20 protein-coding genes and 1 tRNA gene are annotated in these 19,219 nt (G+C 67.0%); 15 read left to right on the top strand and 6 right to left on the bottom strand.

Going from position 1 to position 19,219, the window contains the following annotated elements; all coding sequences use genetic code 11:
* Positions 1 to 806: 806 nt before the first annotated feature.
* Both B141_RS0114805 and B141_RS0114810 read left to right on the top strand, forming a co-directional pair.
* A complete protein-coding gene (locus B141_RS0114805; RefSeq protein WP_020575956.1) occupies positions 807 to 3,329 on the top strand; it encodes a penicillin acylase family protein in 2,523 nt (840 codons plus the stop codon).
* Positions 3,330 to 3,529: 200 nt separating this feature from the next.
* Complete coding sequence (locus B141_RS0114810; protein ID WP_020575957.1) at positions 3,530 to 4,534, top strand: type IV toxin-antitoxin system AbiEi family antitoxin domain-containing protein; 1,005 nt, start codon at positions 3,530 to 3,532, stop codon at positions 4,532 to 4,534.
* A 28-nt stretch (positions 4,535 to 4,562) separates the two neighbouring features.
* Here B141_RS0114810 and B141_RS0114815 read toward each other — a convergent pair whose 3' ends face one another.
* Entirely contained in the window at positions 4,563 to 5,174 is a 612-nt protein-coding gene (locus B141_RS0114815) for a 5-formyltetrahydrofolate cyclo-ligase (RefSeq protein WP_020575958.1), read from the bottom strand.
* Between the two features lie 205 nt (positions 5,175 to 5,379).
* Between B141_RS0114815 and galU the strand changes: the two genes are divergently transcribed.
* The 7 genes from galU to B141_RS0114855 all read left to right on the top strand — a co-directional run bounded on the left by galU (position 5,380) and on the right by B141_RS0114855 (position 10,665).
* The gene (gene galU, locus B141_RS0114820; protein WP_020575959.1) at positions 5,380 to 6,330 is read left to right on the top strand and encodes a UTP--glucose-1-phosphate uridylyltransferase GalU; all 951 of its coding nucleotides are present in this window, start codon (positions 5,380 to 5,382) and stop codon (positions 6,328 to 6,330) included.
* The gene (glp, locus tag B141_RS0114825; protein WP_020575960.1) at positions 6,327 to 7,544 is read left to right on the top strand and encodes a molybdotransferase-like divisome protein Glp; all 1,218 of its coding nucleotides are present in this window, start codon (positions 6,327 to 6,329) and stop codon (positions 7,542 to 7,544) included. Before galU ends, glp begins: the two co-directional genes overlap by 4 nt.
* A gap of 55 nt (positions 7,545 to 7,599) precedes the next feature.
* Positions 7,600 to 8,112, top strand: coding sequence for a cyclic pyranopterin monophosphate synthase MoaC (gene moaC / locus B141_RS0114830; RefSeq protein WP_020575961.1), 513 nt, complete (start codon positions 7,600 to 7,602; stop codon positions 8,110 to 8,112).
* Complete coding sequence (locus B141_RS0114835; RefSeq protein WP_040421310.1) at positions 8,109 to 8,594, top strand: MogA/MoaB family molybdenum cofactor biosynthesis protein; 486 nt, start codon at positions 8,109 to 8,111, stop codon at positions 8,592 to 8,594. The genes moaC and B141_RS0114835 overlap by 4 nt, the downstream gene beginning before the upstream one ends.
* Before the next feature lie 50 nt (positions 8,595 to 8,644).
* Positions 8,645 to 9,262: a GNAT family N-acetyltransferase gene (locus B141_RS0114840; protein ID WP_337587605.1), complete on the top strand. Its 618-nt coding sequence runs from the start codon at positions 8,645 to 8,647 to the stop codon at positions 9,260 to 9,262.
* 158 nt (positions 9,263 to 9,420) lie between these two features.
* On the top strand, positions 9,421 to 10,332 hold the full coding sequence (gene sepX, locus B141_RS0114850; RefSeq protein ID WP_020575964.1) for a divisome protein SepX/GlpR: 912 nt from the start codon (positions 9,421 to 9,423) through the stop codon (positions 10,330 to 10,332).
* A gap of 259 nt (positions 10,333 to 10,591) precedes the next feature.
* Positions 10,592 to 10,665 (top strand) — tRNA-Ala (locus tag B141_RS0114855).
* Positions 10,666 to 11,256: 591 nt separating this feature from the next.
* Here B141_RS0114855 and B141_RS45645 read toward each other — a convergent pair.
* Positions 11,257 to 11,865: a P-loop NTPase family protein gene (locus tag B141_RS45645; protein WP_020575967.1), complete on the bottom strand. Its 609-nt coding sequence runs from the start codon at positions 11,863 to 11,865 to the stop codon at positions 11,257 to 11,259.
* Positions 11,866 to 11,956: 91 nt separating this feature from the next.
* Positions 11,957 to 12,643, bottom strand: a complete 687-nt coding sequence (locus B141_RS0114875; protein ID WP_020575968.1) for a class I SAM-dependent methyltransferase — start codon at positions 12,641 to 12,643, stop codon at positions 11,957 to 11,959.
* Positions 12,644 to 13,335: 692 nt separating this feature from the next.
* Between B141_RS0114875 and B141_RS49280 the strand changes: the two genes are divergently transcribed.
* Positions 13,336 to 13,512, top strand: a complete 177-nt coding sequence (locus B141_RS49280) for a hypothetical protein (protein WP_157181018.1) — start codon at positions 13,336 to 13,338, stop codon at positions 13,510 to 13,512.
* A gap of 119 nt (positions 13,513 to 13,631) precedes the next feature.
* A complete protein-coding gene (locus tag B141_RS40730) occupies positions 13,632 to 13,922 on the top strand; it encodes a MafI2 family immunity protein (protein ID WP_020575970.1) in 291 nt (96 codons plus the stop codon).
* 804 nt (positions 13,923 to 14,726) lie between these two features.
* On the opposite strand, the gene B141_RS45650 is transcribed toward B141_RS40730, so the two are convergent.
* Complete coding sequence (locus B141_RS45650; protein ID WP_020575972.1) at positions 14,727 to 15,227, bottom strand: GNAT family N-acetyltransferase; 501 nt, start codon at positions 15,225 to 15,227, stop codon at positions 14,727 to 14,729.
* Between the two features lie 419 nt (positions 15,228 to 15,646).
* On the opposite strand from B141_RS45650, the gene B141_RS52815 reads away from it, so the two are divergent.
* The 3 genes from B141_RS52815 to B141_RS0114910 are packed head-to-tail and all read left to right on the top strand — an operon-like array spanning position 15,647 to position 16,811.
* A complete protein-coding gene (locus B141_RS52815; protein ID WP_420313591.1) occupies positions 15,647 to 16,057 on the top strand; it encodes a GNAT family N-acetyltransferase in 411 nt (136 codons plus the stop codon).
* A 32-nt stretch (positions 16,058 to 16,089) separates the two neighbouring features.
* Positions 16,090 to 16,401, top strand: coding sequence for an ArsR/SmtB family transcription factor (locus tag B141_RS0114905; protein WP_026257238.1), 312 nt, complete (start codon positions 16,090 to 16,092; stop codon positions 16,399 to 16,401).
* Positions 16,398 to 16,811: an SRPBCC family protein gene (locus B141_RS0114910; RefSeq protein WP_020575975.1), complete on the top strand. Its 414-nt coding sequence runs from the start codon at positions 16,398 to 16,400 to the stop codon at positions 16,809 to 16,811. Before B141_RS0114905 ends, B141_RS0114910 begins: the two co-directional genes overlap by 4 nt.
* A gap of 121 nt (positions 16,812 to 16,932) precedes the next feature.
* Here the strand turns inward: B141_RS0114910 and B141_RS40740 are convergent, their stop codons facing one another.
* Positions 16,933 to 17,370, bottom strand: a complete 438-nt coding sequence (locus B141_RS40740; RefSeq protein WP_020575976.1) for a winged helix-turn-helix transcriptional regulator — start codon at positions 17,368 to 17,370, stop codon at positions 16,933 to 16,935.
* Positions 17,371 to 17,445: 75 nt separating this feature from the next.
* On the opposite strand from B141_RS40740, the gene B141_RS0114920 reads away from it, so the two are divergent.
* Entirely contained in the window at positions 17,446 to 18,276 is an 831-nt protein-coding gene (locus B141_RS0114920; RefSeq protein ID WP_020575977.1) for an MBL fold metallo-hydrolase, read from the top strand.
* A gap of 270 nt (positions 18,277 to 18,546) precedes the next feature.
* Here B141_RS0114920 and catA read toward each other — a convergent pair whose 3' ends face one another.
* Positions 18,547 to 19,200 carry a type A chloramphenicol O-acetyltransferase gene (catA, locus tag B141_RS0114925; protein WP_020575978.1) on the bottom strand — a complete coding sequence of 218 codons (654 nt, stop codon included), beginning with the start codon at positions 19,198 to 19,200 and terminating at the stop codon, positions 18,547 to 18,549.
* Between the last annotated feature and the right edge of the window lie 19 nt (positions 19,201 to 19,219).

Below are 19,219 nucleotides of genomic sequence, written 5' to 3' on the forward strand. Positions count from 1 at the left end.
GGCTGGGAAGCCCGTGCACAATTTCGGGCATGTTAATGCCGGGTAGGCCAACGTTCCAAGGCCCTGGATCAAGATAAATCAGAGTTGCACTAAGAGAACTACGGGGGGTCAGCGACATATCGCAATGCGTACCTGATTTGTGCGTACCTGAGCCCGAGGTTGACTTCTCGCAAGGGTCGGGGCGGCGCGACCCACCGAGTCCAGGTGGGTGGTTTACCTGAGCTGGTACCGATGCCATACTCGGCGGCCAACGCCCCGCGTGCCGGTCGCTGGCAGCGGGGACGCTTGTGTGTGCAGGGGAACGCCGCCAGGTGCGGTCACGGAAGGAGGGCGCGTCGAGCAGCACATGAGAGGGTCGCGAGGCAAGAGGGTCGGCGTACGAGAATGGCCAATCCCGGTCGCGGCCTGGAGAGGTCCCGGCTCGGGTCCGGAATTGCTGTCCGTCACCGTCGGAGGTCCGTGGACCCGCTGAAGGCCGCTGATGGGCGGGTGGCCGAGCGGCGGGCCGGCTAATTCTTGAGAATTCGCGCGCGCGTAAATTGGGGGCGTCGATTAATTGCCCTCATTCTTTGCGGAATTCAGGTGTTACGTTCAGGCAGGCGGCATCGCCTGATCCCGATCGGGAAAACCCGCTGGTTCGCTTTGATCGCGGTCGTGCCGCTCGGTTGAGGATTTCTCCTCCCGAGCACTCCTTAGCCCCCGGGTCCTCGCAACTCGACCTTGCGGGTGGGGCGCGGTGGTGAGACTGTACGACCGCATCGCCGATCATGATCCGGGGGCGCGCCGTAGCGATTAGGCTGCGGAGGGTGCAAAGACCACTCCTGACGCGGCTCGGCACGGTGCTGGCGATCCTTCTCGGCCTCACTCTGATCGCTACGACAGCGGGCCTGATAATGGGCGTACGCCGGTCCTTTCCGGAGTACGACGGCCGGGAGGTCCTGGCTGGCCTCGGCTCGCAGGCCTTGGTGCGCAGAGACGCGTCCGGTGTCCCACAGATATCCGCGGGCAGTCCCGAGGATCTTTTCCGGGCGCAGGGCTACGTCCATGCCCAGGATCGCTTCTATGAGATGGACTTCGGTCGCCACCTGACCAGCGGCCGGCTGGCCGAGTGGTTCGGTCCGAGCATGGTCGAGACCGATGCGTTCGTGCGCACCCTCGGGTGGCGCCGGGTCGCCTCGCAGGAGTACCCCCGCCTTTCGGCGCAGACGCGGAGCTACCTGCAGGCGTACGCCGACGGTGTGAACGCCTACCTCGCCACCCACAGCGGTTCGCGGCTCTCGGTGGAGTACACCATGGGGCTGCTCGGCCCGGACGACCGCCCAGAACCCTGGACTCCGGTGGACTCACTCGCCTGGTTGAAGGCGATGGCGTGGAATCTGCGCGGCAACATGGACGACGAGATCGCCCGCGCGCTCACCTCCACGAAGGTCCCGGCCACCCGGGTCGCCGACCTCTATCCCGCCTATCCGTTCGACCGGCACCCGCCGATCGTCACCAGGCTGGCCACGGCCGGTGCGGATGCGGGACGACAGAACCGCCGGGCCGTGTTTCCCGAGGGGACCACGCAGGCCCTTCGCCAGGTCCAGCGGCTCCTCGACACCATCCCGTCCCCGCGTGGCCTCGGTGAGGGGGACGGCATCGGCTCCAACTCCTGGGTCGTGGCTGGCTCGCGCACCACCACGGGCAAGCCGATGCTGGCGAACGACCCGCACCTGTCGCCGCAGATGCCGTCCATCTGGTACCAGCAGGGCCTGCACTGCAAGGACCCCTCGACGGACTGCCAATACGACGTTGCGGGCTTCGGCTTCGCCGGCGTACCCGGCATCGTCATCGGGCACAACACCCGGATCGCGTGGGGTTTCACCAACCTCGGCCCGGACGTCATGGACCTCTACGTCGAACGCCTGGACGGCGATACCTACATGTACGACGGCAGCCGGCTCCCGCTGTCGAGCCGGCGGGAGATCATCCAGGTCAAGGACCAGCCCTCGGTCGAGATCGTCGTACGCTCCACCCGGCACGGACCGTTGCTGTCTGACGTGGATCCGCAGCTGCGGGCAGCGGTGACGGGTGCGGCGACCGGCCGCGAGGCGCGGGCCGGCGGCTGGAAGGCCGGTGTGTCGCTGCGCTGGACGGCTCTGGACGCCGGCACCACCGCTGAGGCGATCTTCGACCTCAACACCGCGCGGAACTGGTCGGAGTTCCGGGCGGCGGCCGCGAGGTTCGAGGTGCCCGCACAGAATCTGGTGTACGCCGACGTGGACGGACACATTGGTTACCAGGCACCCGGCCGGATCCCGATCCGGCGCGGGAGTACGGGCGAGTGGCCGGTGCCTGGATGGTCCAGCAGGTTCGAATGGACCGGGTGGGTGCCGTTCGACCAGCTCCCGTCGGCGTTCGACCCGTCGGAGGGCTACATCGTCACGGCCAACCAGGCGGTCGCGCCACCGTCGTACCCCTATCGCCTGGCCGATCACTGGTCGTACGGCTACCGCAGTGACCGGATCACGGACCTGATCCGTGCGCAAGGCAAGCTTGACGTCGCGGCGATGGAGCGGATCCAGCTCGACACGTACAACGCCAACGCGGCCTTCCTCGTGCCGCATCTTCGCCGGATCAAGGTGGATGCCTTCACCGCGGAGGGGCAAGCACTCCTTGACGGCTGGGACTTCACCCAGGGCGTGGATTCGGCACCGGCCGCGTACTTCAACGCCGTCTGGAAGAACCTCCTCGCCGCGACGTTCCACGACCAGATCCCCAAGGATGCCTGGCCGAGCGGCGGCGACCGGTGGTACGAGGTCGTCCGAGATCTGATGAAGGACCCCAGGAACCTGTGGTGGGACGACGTCAGGACCAAGGGCGTGCGCGAGGACCGCGACACGATCCTGCGTCAGGCGATGGTCGAGGCGCGTAAGGAGCTCACCCGGCTGCTGGCGAAGGACCCGAAGCGCTGGCGCTGGGGGAAGCTGCACAAGCTGGAGCTGGTCAACCAGTCGTTCGGGCAGAGTGACATCGGGCCGCTGGAACGCCTCTTCAACCGCGGACCGTACGAGCTCCCGGGCGGCACTGACGCGGTGCTCGCCACGAGCTGGAACGCCGCTTCCGGAGGTTATGACGTGACCGCCGTCCCGAGCATGCGGATGGTGGTCGACCTCGCCGACTTCGACCGGTCCCGTTGGGTCAACGTCGCCGGGGTGTCGGGCCATCCGGGGTCAGATCACTACAACGACCAGACCGAGGCATGGAGCCGTGGCCGGACCATGCGCTGGCCGTTCAGGCCCGCGGCGGTCGAACGCGCGACCGAGAACACCCTGACCCTCGTCCCGTAACGGTACGCCCTCGGCGAAGTTGATCAACGGTCCCGAAGTCGGACGCTTGGCGTGTGGCATGTCCGATTCGGAGACCGTTGATCAACTTCGCTTGCCGTACGTGTGCCCGTTTTCTGTCCACAGGGGACCGTACGGCGGGTTTGTCCCCAGGTCTGTGCGCGGGAGCTCGCGGGACCGAGCGGACGGGCGATCCTCGGCGCATGAAGAAGGCTGTGATCCGCCGAAGCCCGCGCCAGGCGGACGTTGACCTCATCCGGCTCGCTCATCGCCAGCATGGCGTGATCACGCGGAGCGATGCGCTGGCGCGCGGTCTCTCACCCGCTGACCTGATTCGGCTCACGGCTGAGCGCCGGTGGGTTGAGCGACATCCCGGTATTTTCCTTGCCGCCACGCAACCCTCCACCACCGCGTCTGAGTGCCAAGCCGCGCTGCTGGCAGTCGGGGGTGACTGCGCGCTCGCGGGTGCCTCGGCTGCCTGGGTGTGGACACTGCCTGGCTCCGAGCGGGTGGATTACCCCGAGCTGGTGGTTCCGGGGAACCGTCGGTTCACTCATCTCGCGTACGTGCGGGTGCGACGGGTGGCGGTCACAGCGTTCAGATCCGTCGTACGAAGAGGCTGGCCGGTCACGCCACTCGAGGTCACGGTGCGGGATCTTGCGGCACATCTGACACGTCGCGATCTTCGCGCGCTGGTTCAGCATCTGGTGTTGGAGCAGCGCACCACGCTGGAGCGTCTGTCGGGAGTGCTGGGTCGCGGTCTCTCCGGTTCGGCTGCCCTTCGACAGATCCTGGAGGAGGTCGATCCGGCATTCCAATCGGTGTGGGAGCGCCGCCTCCACGACGCCCTGGTGAGGCGAGGATTGCGCCCGCGACCCCAGCTGTCGTTGGTCGCTCCGTCAGGTCGGCGGTGCTACCTCGATCTCGGTTTTCCCGAGGTTCGGTTGGGCGTCGAGATCGATGGTTTCCTCACCCACATGCGTCGCTTCGCCATCGGCCGCCGGCGGGCCAACGCCGTGACCCTGGAACTCGGGTGGGAACTGGCGCAGTACGCCGTGGAGGATCTAGCGGAACGTCTCGACGAGGTGGCAGACGAGATCGTGGCCTATGTGCTTGCTCGCAAGGAGCGGCTGCCGGCGCCCGAAGTTGATCAACGGTCCCGAAATCGGACGCCCACCGCTGCGAGTCTCCGAATTGCCCGCCGTTGATCAACTTCGCGCCTAGCCGGCTTGGCGCTCACGGCGCGGGGAAGCGGACCAACCCGGAGGGGAGGGCCGCCGCCCTGACCCGCCAGTCGTACCGATCACTCGGGATCGGCCCCTCGAGCAGTTCGCCCTCGTGGAGGAGCACACAGCTGAACGCTTCGGGAGCGATCCGGGGAAGCACCCGGTCGTAGCTGCCGCCGCCGCGACCGAGCCGCATTCCGGTGCGATCGGCGGCCACACCGGGAAGCAGCACGGCGTCGGCGGTCGCGACGGCCTGCGGACCGAGGCGGCCGCCGGTGGGTTCGAGGAGTCCGAGTGGTGCGCTGACCAGATCGCCCGGGCCCGTATAGACGGCCCAGTCGAGATCGAAGTCCCGCTCCAGGACGGGAAGGAGGACCCGGATTCCGCGCCGTTGGAGCGCGTCGAGCAGCAGGCCGGTGCCGGGTTCGGTGCCGACGCCGACGTACGCGGCGACCACCGCGGCCCGGCTCACCTCGGGCACGCTGAGCAGCACGTCACACAATGCGACCGCCGCGGCGTGAAGGTCTTCTGGCCGCAGCTTGCTTCGCTGGAGAAGTATCCGCCGGCGCAGGCGTTGCTTCTCCTCGTGGACGTCCCGTGGTTCGAAGCGCGGACTCCGCATGGTCCGTTATCTTCTCTCAACCTTCGCGGGGAGCGGGCGGGTTCCAGGAGATGGCACGGTCAAGTTGACGTTCCGTATGCAAAATCGTCGGCGGAGCGACCGATCGTGAGCAATCCCTCCGAGTCAGCGTCTACATTGAGTGACCTGTCCGTCTTTGCCCGCAGTATCCGGACCCGTGCCGCATGTCACCTACTAGGGTCGGCGCATGGGCCATTCCGGTGCACACGATTCCATCGTCCGCAAGGCAGTGATCCCGGCGGCGGGCCTCGGCACGCGCTTCCTGCCCGCCACGAAGGCGACGCCCAAGGAGATGCTTCCGGTCGTCGACAAGCCAGCGATCCAGTACGTCGTGGAGGAGGCCGTCGCGGCCGGCCTCAGCGACGTTCTGATGGTCACCGGCCGGGGCAAGAGGCCGCTCGAGGACCACTTCGACCGTGCGTACGAGCTGGAGGAGGCGCTCCGCGAGAAGGGGGACAGCGAGCGGCTGGCCGAGGTCCAACGCTCCAGCGAGCTGGCAGACGTCCACTACGTACGCCAGGGTGTGCCCAAGGGTCTTGGCCACGCGGTGCTGTGCGCCGCGCCGCACGTCGGCCCCGCGCCGTTCGCGGTCCTGCTCGGCGACGACCTGATCGACGAGCGTGACCCGCTCCTCCCCGCCATGATCGAGGTCCAGAAGGCGAAGGGCGGCAGCGTCGTCGCGCTGATCGAGGTCGACCCGGCACAGGTGCACCTCTACGGTTGTGCCGCGGTCGAGCCGTCCGACCAGGAAGGCGTCGTGCGGGTCACTGACCTGGTGGAGAAGCCGGACGCCGCCGACGCGCCGAGCAACCTCGCGATCATCGGCCGGTATGTGCTCGCACCCGAGGTGTTCGACGTCCTCCGGGACACCCCGCCGGGGCGCGGTGGAGAGATCCAGCTGACCGACGCTCTCCGGACGCTCGCCGGTCGGTCCAGGGACGAGGGCGGGCCCGTGCACGGCGTACTCTTCCGTGGGCGAAGGTACGACACTGGAGACAAGGCCGACTACCTCCGGACGATCGTGCGGCTGGCCTGCGACCGGGACGACCTCGGCCCGGAGTTCCTGGCGTGGCTGCGCCAGTTCGTAGCGGCACGCAGCGTCGCCGAAAACAGCGCGGTACGAGAGGCCACCGGGTGAAGACGGTTGAGGAACATCTGGGGACGGTCCTTTCCGGCGTCCGTGAGCTGCCGCCGTTCCAGCAGCAGTTGATGGACGCGCACGGCAGCGCACTGTGCGAGGACGTCGTGGCCGGGTTCGACCTCCCGTTGTTCGACAACTCCGCGATGGACGGGTACGCCGTCCGCTTCGAGGACGTCGCGTCGGCGACCGAGACGAATCCGGTCGTGCTGCCGGTGGTGGGTGACGTTCCGGCCGGGGGTACCGAAACCCACGCGCTCGCGCCCGGGCTCGCCCTGCGGATCATGACCGGCGCGCCGATCCCGCACGGCGCCGACACGGTGATCCCGGTCGAGTGGACCGACGGCGGCGTCGCCAAGGTGGCGATCAACCACGCGCCCGGCGACAACCGCTTCATCCGCCGCCGTGGTGAAGACGTCGTCGCCGGCCAGTTGCTGGTGCGGGCGGGTACGCACCTGGACGCCAAGCAGCTCGCGGTGCTCGCCTCGGTGGGACGGGACGAGGTGTGGGTACGCCCGCGCCCCCGGGTGGTGGTGCTGTCCACCGGGTCGGAGCTGCGCGAGCCGGGCGAGCAGCTGGGCGAGGGCACGATCTATGACGCCAACAGCTTCGCGCTCGCGGCGGCCGCCCGTGAGGCTGGCGCGATCGCGTACCGAGTGGGCGTGGTTCCCGACGACGAGCGGGAGTTCATTCGTGTGCTGGAGGACCAGCTGGTCCGGGCCGACGTGGTGGTGACCAGCGGCGGCGTGAGCGTCGGAGCGTACGACATCGTGAAGCAGGTGCTGAGCCGTCTCGGCACGGTGGAGTTCACCCAGGTGGCGATGCAGCCGGGCATGCCGCAGGGCTTCGGCGTGGTCGGCGAGGACAGCACTCCGATCTTCACGTTACCGGGCAATCCGGTCAGCGCGTACGTCTCGTTTCAGGTCTTCGTCCTGCCGGCCATCCGCAAGATGCTGGGCGTGACGCCGTACATCCTGCCGACGGTGATGGCGACGGCCACGAGCGGCTGGCGGTCGTCGGTGGGTCGCCGGCAGTACGCCCGCGTGGAGTACGCCGTCGGCGAGGACGGCCGGGCGCGGGTGACCCCGGTCAGCGGGCCCGGCTCCCACCTGGTGGCGGGGCTCGCCCGGGCGAACGCGCTGGCTGTCATACCCGAGGGTGTGCATGAGGTGCCAGAAGGCGCGACGCTGGAAGTGATGGTTCTCGACAGCTGAGCAGCTGAGCAGCCGCGACCCTCACATACCCGACAGCGGAGAAAGAAGGCGGGCGATGCCCGAAGAGGCGGCGCGGGAAGCGCCTGGTGTCGCACGGGGACGCGGGCTCACCCACCTCGACGAGACAGGTGCGGCCCGGATGGTGGACGTGTCGGCGAAGCCGACCAGCGCGCGGGCGGCCCGGGCGAGCGGACGGGTCCTCGTCTCACCCGAGGTGGTGGAGCTGCTCCGGGGGCGCGGTATGCCCAAGGGGGACGCGCTGGGCGTGGCGCGGATCGCCGGGATCATGGGAGCGAAGCGAACCCCCGATCTGGTGCCGCTCTGCCACCCGATCGCCATCACGGGCGTCGACGTGGAGCTCGCGGTCGCCGACGACGCCGTGACGATCGCGGCCACGGTCCGAACCACCGACCGGACCGGGGTCGAGATGGAGGCGTTGACGGCTGTCACGACCGCGGCGCTCGCGGTGGTCGACATGGTCAAGGCCGTCGACCCCGCCGCGGTCATCAGTGACATACGCGTGGACGAGAAGACCGGCGGCAAGTCGGGCGACTGGCGGCGGGCATGAGAGCCGTGGTGGTCACCGTGTCCAACCGGGCAGCAGCGGGGATTTACAGCGACCGGGCGGGTCCGATCCTCGTCGAAGGGTTGCGCGGCCTCGGGTTCGAGGTCGACGGGCCGGTCGTGGTGCCCGATGGCGAGCCGGTCGTGAAGGAGCTGCGGGAGGCGATTTCTGTGGCGTACGACGTCGTCCTCACCACTGGGGGTACCGGCCTGAGTCCGAACGACCTGACGCCGGAGATGACCAGTCGGGTCCTGGACCGTGAGGTTCCGGGGATAGCGGAGGCGATTCGGGCGTACGGTGTCGCCCACGGTGTGCCCTCCGCGGTGCTGTCGCGTGGGCTCGCCGGACTCGCTGGAGGCACGCTCATCGTCAACCTCCCCGGCTCGACGGGCGGGGCGCGCGACGGGATGGCGGTGCTCGAGCAGGTGCTTGTGCACGCCGTGGAGCAGGTTCACGGTGGTGATCACCCAGGAGGTGCCTCCTGACCAGGGGCTGGCCGGTACGACTTTCCGAGGGCCCGGTCGGGCTGCGGCCGATCCGGGTTCGGGATGCTCGGGCGTGGCGTGAGGTCCGCGCCCGAAACTCCGCCTGGCTGCAGCCGTGGGAGGCGACGCCGCCCGCCGGGACCGACCCGCGACCCCGGAGCTTCGGCGCCATGGTGCGGCTGTTGCGGGCCCAGGCGCGGGCGGGTTTGTGCCTGCCGTTCGTCGTGACATACACCGAGCCGACGGGAAGGGCGGGTTCAGTCGGTGGTGTCGAGCGGTTGGTCGGGCAGTTGACGGTCAGCGGGATCACGCTGGGCTCGGCGCGCTGGGCGCAGATCGGCTACTGGATGGACCAGGCGTACGCCGGGCGCGGCATCATGCCGACCGCGGTGGCGTTGGCGACCGACCACTGCTTCTTCGTCCTCGGGCTGCACCGGATCGAGGTCAATATCCGGCCCGAGAACGCCGCCAGCCTCCGGGTCGTCGAGAAGCTCGGGTTCCGTCGGGAAGGACTCCGGCCGCGCTATCTCCATATCGACGGGGACTGGCGCGACCATCTGGCGTTCGCGCTCAATTCCGAAGAGGTACCCGAGGGACTGCTCGCCCGGTGGCGGCGGAGCCAGGCGTTCGGGCAGCAGCGGCGGGGGAGTTCTGCCTCGCCTGGATGACGCATCGCCGAACTGCCCTGTATGGCACAGAACGCAGCGGCTAGATGACGTACCGCAACATCAGGTTGACAGCCCTGATCAGGAAATCGGGTGCCGCTCTGACGACACACCGGATGACCTGCGCCATAAAGCTGTGAACCTTGCGTACTTTCGTACCCGTGGGTACAGGCCTGATCTACGCGGCGATCGTCGCGGCCTGGGCTGCCTACCTCGTCCCCCTGTGGCTTCGCCGGTACGACGAGGCGGCCACGGCGCGATCGATGGACCGCTTCTCGACCGCTGTGCGGGTGCTGGCGCGCCGTCCGCACGAGGGTGACGATGCCGGAGAGCAGTACGACGAGGACGTCGTGACCGCGACCCATGATGACGGTGAGGTCGCTGGCGTTGCGCCGCGGGTCCTGCCGCGTGCTTCGGCGGCGGTGCGGCGCCGGCGGGTTCTGGTGGTGCTCCTGGCCCTCGCGACTGTTGTCGCGATGCTGGCCGCTCTCGAACTCGTTCCGTGGTGGGCGCTGGGCATCCCCGGTGGGATCGTGCTCACCTTCCTGATGATCTCCACGTCGGTCGCACGGGGCGAACGCCGGCGGGCGGTTGCTGCTCGGCGGGCCAGGCGTACGAGCGGTGTGACGGGGACCTCGCGGCAGGCGGCGCCTGCCAGGTCCGGCGCGGCTGAGTCGGGGACGGCGGGCTCGATGGCGCCGGGCTCGGCGACGGGCGACGGCGCAGGCGACGGTGCGGGCGAGGAGAAGATCATCTGGGCGGTCCTGCCTGACCGCGACGAGGACCAGTCCTCCGACCGCGCCGGGAACGAAGAGCTGTGGGATCCGGTCGAGGTCCCGCTGCCGACGTACGTCAACAAGGCCAAGGCGACCCGCACGGTCCGCACGGTGGAGATCGGCGAACCCGGCACCTGGACGCCCGGGCACAGCGCGGAGTCGGAGCAGGAACTCGATCCGGAGGCCCCGCGGGTGCTGCTGGACGAGACGGTGGGCACCGACGCCGTGGCGAGCGACTCCTATGACGACGACGCCGCGATGCCCGAGCAGGAGCACCGCCGGGCCGTCGGCGACTGAACGTCCACTGCCCTGCTGCCGGTCCCGCTTGCCCCCGTAGTTCCGTTCTCGTTGCTATTGGTTTTGGGCCGGGGGCACCTTTGTACGGCTCTATTGGCCAAGGGTGCCCCCGACCCAAAACCGGATCACCAGGAGTCCGGCAATCCGGACGGCGCCGACACGGCCGTGCACGGGCGGGCTCCGCGTCGATCTGGGCGGTCAGCGTGCTATCGTCTTCGACGGTCGGCGCCGGGTGGTTCCACGGCGGCGGCACCCATTTGGGGCTGTAGCGCAGTCCGGTAGCGCACCTCGTTCGCATCGAGGGGGTCAGGGGTTCAAATCCCCTCAGCTCCACAGATCGAGCAAAAAGGAAAAGGGCCTCTCACCTGCTAAAACACCAGGTGAGAGGCCCTTTTTCATGAGGCTCGGTGTCCGGCTGTAGACGGCTCTAACCGGCCTTTTCCGGCTGTCTGTGCCCCATACGTGCCCCGGATCAGGTCGGGCGGAGTGCGGCGGGGACGCGGCGTTGACGGGCCTCGTACTGTCCAACCAGGAACTTGGCGTAGATCTTGAACGGCGCGCCCACCCCTGTGCCCTTCACTCGAAACATGCCGATCTCTGGGTTGCTGGTTCAGGCTCTATGGAGTCAAGACGCCGCTGACGCGGGCGCTCGCCGGCCGCCCTTGCGGGCGGCCCTGGGGGGCCGTCCTCGGACGGCCAGCGTCCAGCGCGGGACTTGCACTCATCGAAGACCTCAGAGGGCTCCGCCCCGAACCCCAGACCTCACTCCGGGAGAGGAGCCCCCCACCGCCTAGGGTGGCGGCATGCCACGCGGGCCAGTCACCTTGGAGATCTCGGGCCGCTCTAGTCGTCTCGGAGCCGCCTCGCCATCCTTCACCAAGGCGAACCAGGCATGGTGCTCGCCAGCTTTGGCGCCGAGGACGATCATGGCGTCCGGCGCGAGCACCCGCACGGCCTCCTCGCCAGGAGCGAACAGCACGGCGTAGGGCGATGGTCTGCGCCGAATCCGTCGAGGAACTCCCTGATCGCCCGCTTGGACTTGAGCACGTGCCGAGTCGCGTGTTGCCCGTGCTGGGCAATGATCGCGAGCTCGCGTTCGAGTTTCGTGCGCCGGACCCGCCAGATGGCCGGGATCAGGCGCCATTCATCGCGCAACCGTTGCCAGGCCGAGTACTCACATCCTTCTGGTAGCTGGCCCGGCTTTCGGAAGCCGCGCAGGAACGCTCGTCCCGCGCACCGCCACCACGGCGTGGCGAGGACCACCACGGTGTCGGCGCGTTCGAGACGGAGATCGAGCGTCTCCGTGTAGTTGCCATCGGCGATCCACGCGTCACCCGCAAGGACGCGACGTTGCTTCTCGCGCCATTCGGCTTCCGACGGTTCAACCCAGCCGGGCTTCCAGAACTGGATGTCGAGATGAATGAGGGGCAAGCCGGACCTGGCCTCAAGCGCGTGTGAGAACGTGGATTTCCCGGACCCGGACAGCCCAGTGACGATGATGCTGCGTCCTGGCTCCGCCGGGGCATCGTTCATCGACACGACTCCTTCTCACGTTGGTCATCGTGACCCTCGGCTGACCAGAACCGCTCCAACCGTCAGGCCCGGGCGGCACCTACGACGATGCTCAGCGACGGGCCACAAAGACGTACTCGGAGCTGTGGTCATCGAGCGGTTCCCCGGCGAATCCGCCATAGAGAGCTTCGAGCTGCAGGCCAGCGACGTCGAGGAGACCCAGCCATTCGTTCTTCGTTGCCCACCACAGCGAACTGGTTCCGCCATCGTCCAGGGCGATGTCCACTCGGTTGTCGCCAACGCTGTAGTGGGTCGTGTGCGGCAGCGGTGCGTCGCCGTGCTGGCCGTCGATGGCGGATGCGACGTGATGGTCAAAGGTGAAGGCGTTCCAGGCGAAGCGGCCGCCCGGCCGAAGCGATGCCGCGATCCGCTCAAAGCAGCGACGGCGGTCAGCCCAGGTGGGCAGATGCAGAAGGGACCGGCCGGGGCAGTAGATCAGGGCGGCAGCCTCATCGAGTTGGAACTCCCGCATGTCTCCTTCGCGCAGGTCAAGTTCGACCCCCACCTCAGATGCGCGGATTCGAGCCTGCGCGAGCATCGCGGGCGAAGCGTCGATCCCTATGACGCGCTTGCCCGTTGTCAGTGCGACCGGGATCGCGACCCGTCCATCCCCAACTGCAAGCTCGACTAGTGGCCCGTCAGCATCACGGGCAAGCCCGACGTAGAACGGGACGTCAGCAGTGACGCTCTCGGTCCAGTCCGCGTATCTGTCCGCCCAGGCGTCGTACCAGTTCGACATGGCCCAGCAGCCTACGCACGAAGCTGGAAACCCTCGACCTGATTTCGTACGGGACCCGTTCTCGCGCACGACCGAGCCCAGGTGATCACGACCGAGAAGGTCGATTGGCGACTGCCCCTTGCAGCTCGAGACCTTCCTCCCTCAAGGTGCTCAGCCAGCGCGAGGGGGACTGCCCCAATCGCGGACCACCCGGAGGAGCCCATGACGAAGACCGCGACCACCTCCCAGATGCCCGACCTAGACTCGTAATGCCTCGCTCGCCCTGACCCCAGCGTGACCCCAACGACCTGCAACGCCCGACGACGCCGAGCACCTGGTCGACGACCTGCGGAGCACGGACGAGCATGTCGTGAGCACGGTGCCCGTTCCTACGGATAGGAAGGTCGGCGTGCCCGCCACGTGCTCGATCGTGCGGACCGACGCGGCGAATCTCGGTCACTCACGGTCGAGTAGCCGGCGCAGGGAGGGGGCAGCTCACCCAGGCGTACCGCCCGCGTGACGCGATCCGCCGTACGTGGCACATCTTCCAAGCTGGTTCTGCGTGCGAAGGCCAGCAACTGGAGGCACCGACGCTCCGTCTCAGTTCCCGTCTCATTCATCCCCTTCGCTGCGGCTCGGCCTGGACTAAAGCCGTTGTGCAAAAGCGTGAGGCTCCTTACCGTGTGGGCCAACCAACCGATGGAGGAGTCGCTTTGCGACCAGCCGAGTATCTCGATGGAGCAGTCGACAGCGTGGTCACCGCGCTCCGGCCGGGAACAGACCAGGACTGGCAGATCCCGGCCGGGACTCTGGACTGGACCTGCCGGGTCACTGCGGAGCATGCCGCGCACTGCATGCAGGCGTACGCGATGCAGCGCGCCAGCAGATGAATTAGAGCGGCTACTGAACGACCCGCCTCAGCGCTGACATTCTCCGAACGAGACACCCACAATAATGGCCCTATTCATATAATTCCAGCGAGGCCGAACTGACCTACGACCAGATAGACATGCGCATAAGTACTCTGTTGTCGATGCAGAGAGCCCTATGGGGCATGGTAACCCCGGAACTGCGTGGCGTTGCGGTGTCGTGGGATCGGAATTACATCAAGGCGAGATTCCTATACGACATGGAAGACGTGGATGAGGATGTCGAGAAGATAGTCTCGGAGGTTGAGACCGAGGTTTTGGCGGACTTCGACAAAAGTCTCACCACTGAATTCCTGGCTCAGGCCACTCCAATGCCGATCGCTCTACGTGCAGATGATAGCGAATGGTGGGCATATATACGGCGGGAATGAATGGACGAGGCGAACATTCTGGCCGACTGGGCAGATGAACTCGGTCTGTCAGGCCACCGCAGGGGCACGTCCGAACAGCACCGGCTCTCGACGCGTGGATGAGGAGACCGTCGGCCAGCGACTACGGCTCACACCACTCGCCAAGATTTACCACTTCGGGTGCGCGTGCATTCCTGCATGAGCCTCCATGCATGGTCCACCATCAACACGAATCGTGGACGATTCCAACGAACTCGCGCATGGTCACCATTCGGTCGGGCAGGCCCTCTTCCCGAGGGTTCTGTATGAACACTTGACCAGGCGCAAGACGAGCTACGGTGCTGAGTCGAAACTCCACATCACCCGTGCTGTAGTAGCCGAGGAAGCGTCGCCCTCCGCCGCCGGCGCTTTAAGTGATGTTCCTCTGAAAACTCGGTGCGCTGCCTTCGAGCCTCCACCCGTCTCGTGGGTCGTCCGCACGGAAGGACGCGAGCTGTCCCGAGAGGCGCGGTGCTTGATAGGAGGCGTCAACGACCGCGCTCAACAAGCGCGCGGGGGCCCGTCCTCCTCGTTCGCCAGTCTTCGGGCGGCTATCGCCGTTACCTCGTGATGATCTTCGATCGCCCTTGACCCGCTCCGTTCCACCCGATGATGGCTTGGGACGAGGAGGACGTGGGAAAGCGTCCGTGGGGCAGCCAGACGGCGACGACGACACGGAGGAACGTGAGGGCGGCGTCTCGTAAAGCTGAGGACGCGGACGAGACGCGCGGTGAGCGAGCCAGCACTCCTCGTCCCTTGCGCTGGCCTTCGAAGTAAGCGAAGCCGCTAGTCCGCTTCGTTACCCCGCTGTGTCTCGCGGAAGCCTCGACTGAGGTAGTTCGGGATGGTGTGCGGATGCTCATCAGGAACAGTCCACAACCACACTCGGGTGGTTGACCTTCCCTCCGAAGAGGGTGTCTTCCAAGCCAGACGCGTCAAACGGGAGAGGAAGTCTCCGCCGATGCCGCGGCCTTGGAAGGAGGGGATCACACCGATAACAACGATGGCGACATGGCCGTTGCCCTGCCAGCCGATCTCAGCGAACCCAACAGGTTGTTCGCCGATCTTGGCTATCCAGGTGCGGATATGCGGAGGGCTCAGTTCCCCGGCCCACCGCTCGGGCGACCACCCGCTTCGGCCGCTGTCCTCCCAGATCTCGTTGTACAGCCTGCAGATCGTGGGGGCAGCCGACGCGGACACCTCATCGAGGACAAGCTCCGGAACTTCGGGTGCGGCGCGCAATTGCTTTGGATCGGTGATCTCCAGGTAGACGCCGGTTCGGTCCATAGCCGGGCACGGTAGTGGTGGCGCGTTAGTGGTGCCACAGGATATCGCCGGCGGCCCTGAGTACCCCCACGCTGACCCCAACGAGCTGCAACACCGGGCGACGATGAGCACCAGGTCGCCGACCTCCCGAGCGCCGACGAGCAGCTCGTGATCACGATGCCCATACGGATATGAAGGTCGACGCGCCCTCCGCGTGCCCCAAGTGAAGCCCCCAGACGAGGAAGCCGGCGATGACGGCGCTGATATTGCTTCGACGCGATTGCTAGCCTCCGGAGATGCCGACGTCCACACCCGTGCTGATGAGACTGAACGTGACGATTCGCGACATGCGCGACGGTGACCTATCAGGGATGGGATGGTCCGGTACGCCAGGGCACGTGAAGCAGCTTGTCGACCAGCTGGCTCGGGCGCGGGCCGGTATGGCGGATTACCTCGTCGCCTGTCTGCCGTCCGGTCAAGTGATCGGCAAGGGTGGTGTCGACTACGAGCCCGTTCCCGGCGCCGGGGCGTTATGGCAGTTCGCCGTGCTCGAGCCCTTGCAATCGTGCGGCATCGGCTCGGCACTGATCCGTGAGTGCGAGCGCCGTATCCAAGGCCGCGGGCTGCGCTGGGCCGGCCCACGCAGCGACCTGCGTCGGGTCGACCCCGCCGCTGAGCCAGGTCGACCTCCGGGTCGCTGCCAGATCCTCGCAGCGATCCCTCGGCGGTCAGCTCGTGACGTACGGGATCGGTGTCGAGATTTCCCGGCGCCTACGCCTGGTCGAAGCCGAGTAGCTCGGCGACCGCGGGCGGGCTGGGGCCTGTCCTGCCAATGCGTCGGAAATCATTGACGTGTCGGAAACTTCCGACGTATTTTGGGTGGGTGCCCCAAGAAGACGTGTTCCTCGCGCTGGCCAACCCGGTCCGCCGCCGGCTGCTGCAGCTACTCACGGAGGGTCCACGAACGGCCGGCGAACTCGCCGACCAGTTCGAGCTGAGCCGGCCTGCGGTCGCCGAGCACCTGCAGGTGCTCCGACACGCCGCACTCGTACGCGACGAACCCAAGGGCCGGCATCGGCACTACTACCTGACCGCAGAGCCACTCGCCCAGGTCGGCGACTGGCTCCACCCGTTCGAACGATTCTGGCGCCAACGGCTGCGCTCGCTCGCTGACGTCGCCGAGGAGGACCAATGACCGCAACCAGCACCGACACCATCGCTATCGACCAGTTCATCGACGCCCCACCGAGCAAGGTCTGGCGCACGCTCACCGAGCCCGAACTGCACGCCCGCTGGTGGGTGCCCGGCGACATCGCCGCCATCGTCGGCCACCGCTTCCACCTCCAGATGCCCGGCTGGGGATCGGTTCCCTGTGAAGTGCTCGAGGTCACCCCCGAACAGAAGCTCGTCTACACCTTCAACGAGACCTGGACGCTGACCTGGCGTCTCGCCGCCGAAGGTCACGGCACTCGCCTGTTCTTCGAGCACAGCGGATTCGACTTCGACCAGAAGTCCGAAAGGGATGCCTTCGACCGCATGGGCCCCGGATGGCGGAACCGGGTGCTGCCGCAGCTCGCACAGACCGCCATCCAACTCAGTCAGTGAGGTGTCAACCCGGGCTGGCTCCGCCCAGGAGCGGAGCCAGCGGTGGTACCCGCGAGGGCAGCTACGAGGGGTGGGTAGCAGCGAGGTAGGCCGCGTTCAGGCGCTCGCGAACGCTCGGTGATTACGCTGGGGATTTGGGGCCAAGGTGCGAGTGGCGAAGCTCGGTCATGATCTCTTGCCATAGCGCGGGGCCGCCTTGTTCGAGCAGCTCGGCGCCCGCGCGCAGCGTCGGGTTCGTGGGCCGGTGGCGAGATCCCCAGCTGCCGAGTTGCGCGAACACGGGTACGAGTTGGATCGCGGGTTCGGTCAGGCTGTAGCCAGCTCGCTGGCCGGGTCGCGTGTCCTCTCGGGTAAGCAACCCCAGAGCGACGAGCTTCTTGAGTCGGTCCGCGAGAATATTCGAGGCGATGCCCTCGAGTGAGCCGGCGTATAGCTCTCGGAAGTAGCGCTTATCTCCGAAGATGATGTCGCGGAGCACGATCAGGGTCCAGCGATCGCCGAACACCTCGACCGCCGCGTTGATCGGGCACCCCGACCGCGGCTCATCCACTTGGCCCATAGTGCTTGCAATCTACCATCGCTAGGTAATACCGTCTCGACAAGCGGTTGCAAACCACAAGCGGAAGGAAGCCCCTTGCTGACGCAGGTCGCGGAGGGTGTACTGATTCACCAGAGCGAATTACTCCAGAACAACGCCGTTGTCGTGCAAGGCCGGGCCGGCGTGTTGCTCATCGACCCCGGGATACAAGGCTCCGAAATGGCCTGCCTCGCGAACGACCTTCGCGAGTTGGGCCAGCCCGTGGTGGCAGGCTTCTCGACGCATCCTGATTGGGATCACGTGCTCTGGCACGCCGAGCTCGGCGAAGCGCCCCGTTACGGCACAGCCCGCTGCGCGGCTTCTATGCGAGATCTGCTGTCGCACGCGGACTGGAAGGCCCGCGTCGCCGAGGGGTTGCCGCCGGAAATCGCCGAGGAGATACCGCTGGACCTGTTCGGCCTCATTACCGGTCTGCCTGCCGAAACTGCGCAGATTCCTTGGGATGGCCCTCAAGTCCGGATCATCGAGCATCCGGCGCATGCTCCGGGCCATGCGGCGCTGTTGATCGAGGGGCGCGGCGTTCTTGTCGCCGGCGACATGCTTTCTGACATCCTGATGCCGTTCCCCGACCTGGACACCGCGAATCCGATCGAGGACTACCTCGTTGGGCTGCGGCTGCTCGAGGACGTGGCGAACGACGTCGATGTCCTCATCCCCGGTCACGGGTCCGTCGGCGGAGCTGATCAGGTACGCGCACGGATCGAACTGGATCGCGCGTACGTGCAAGCCCTGCGTGACGGCCATGCACCCGACGACCCGCGCATCGGGCCATCGGCCACGTTCGGCAAGGATTGGCTGCCCGGCGTCTATGAATGGCAGCTACAGCAGCTCGCCCGAAAAGGAGAGCGCGAGGGGACGCCCAACTAGCGATCCGATCGCGGGACCACGTCCGTCCTGCCACTTTCTTGACTCAAGACACTCATCCCGTCTGCGACGTGGAGACGACGTTTGCGGCAGTGGATCGAGACCGGGCCCGGGCCGCGGCCATTTGTGGTGATCAGGTCCCCGGCACGCTGGCGTACCGGGGACCTGATCACGCTGGAAGCCATTCCGCCGCAGTACCGCAACAGCCCGGAAAGCCGGCGGCTGCAGCGGCTGGGCGTACTGCCAGCACCTTGTGAGTCGTCGGCCTTCCGGTTAGTCGATCCAGTCCGGCTCGGCCACGAGGGCCCGAAGGTCGTTGATGAGGCGCGCGGTGTGGAACCCGTCGGCGGCTGCGTGGTGGATCTGCACCGCGAGCGGCAGCAGCGTCCGGCCGGCACGCTCGATGTATCGGCCGAGGGTGAAGATCGGCTGGAAATGGGCCCAGCCTTTGGCGATCTGGAGCGTGAAGCCGGTGAAGTCCGTCCACGGCAGGCTCGACACGTCGAAGACGTTCGGTGGCAGCGAGCCCTGCGGAAACATCGACGTCGCATAGCGGTGCTTCAGGAGGAGTTCGGCCGCTTCGTCGTGGAAGCGCCCGAAGTCGTCATCGAACCGCGCCCATACGCACGAGAACGTCTCATTGGCGTCATTGAACACGGTGAAGGCCGGGTGCAGGCCGTCCCAGATCGCGGGCTCGCCATCGTCGTCGAGGCTGAGCCGGAACTCCTGACGCTGGTTGACGACCGAGGCGAGGGCCCACACCTGCGCGATGTAGGTCTTGCGAGAGGAACGCTTGAGAGCTGACCTCATCGCGGTGACGTCGATCTCGGTGGTGATCGCGTAGGTGCAGGGAACGCGGGTTCGGTAGTGCTCGAAGTGCTCACGACGGTGCCACGTCTGCGGGTCGATCTTCTCCAGGCGGTTCACGGGAGGGAATCCTCGCACG

This window comes from Actinopolymorpha alba DSM 45243, from assembly GCF_000373925.1.
Taxonomy (GTDB): Bacteria; Actinomycetota; Actinomycetes; order Propionibacteriales; family Actinopolymorphaceae; genus Actinopolymorpha; species Actinopolymorpha alba.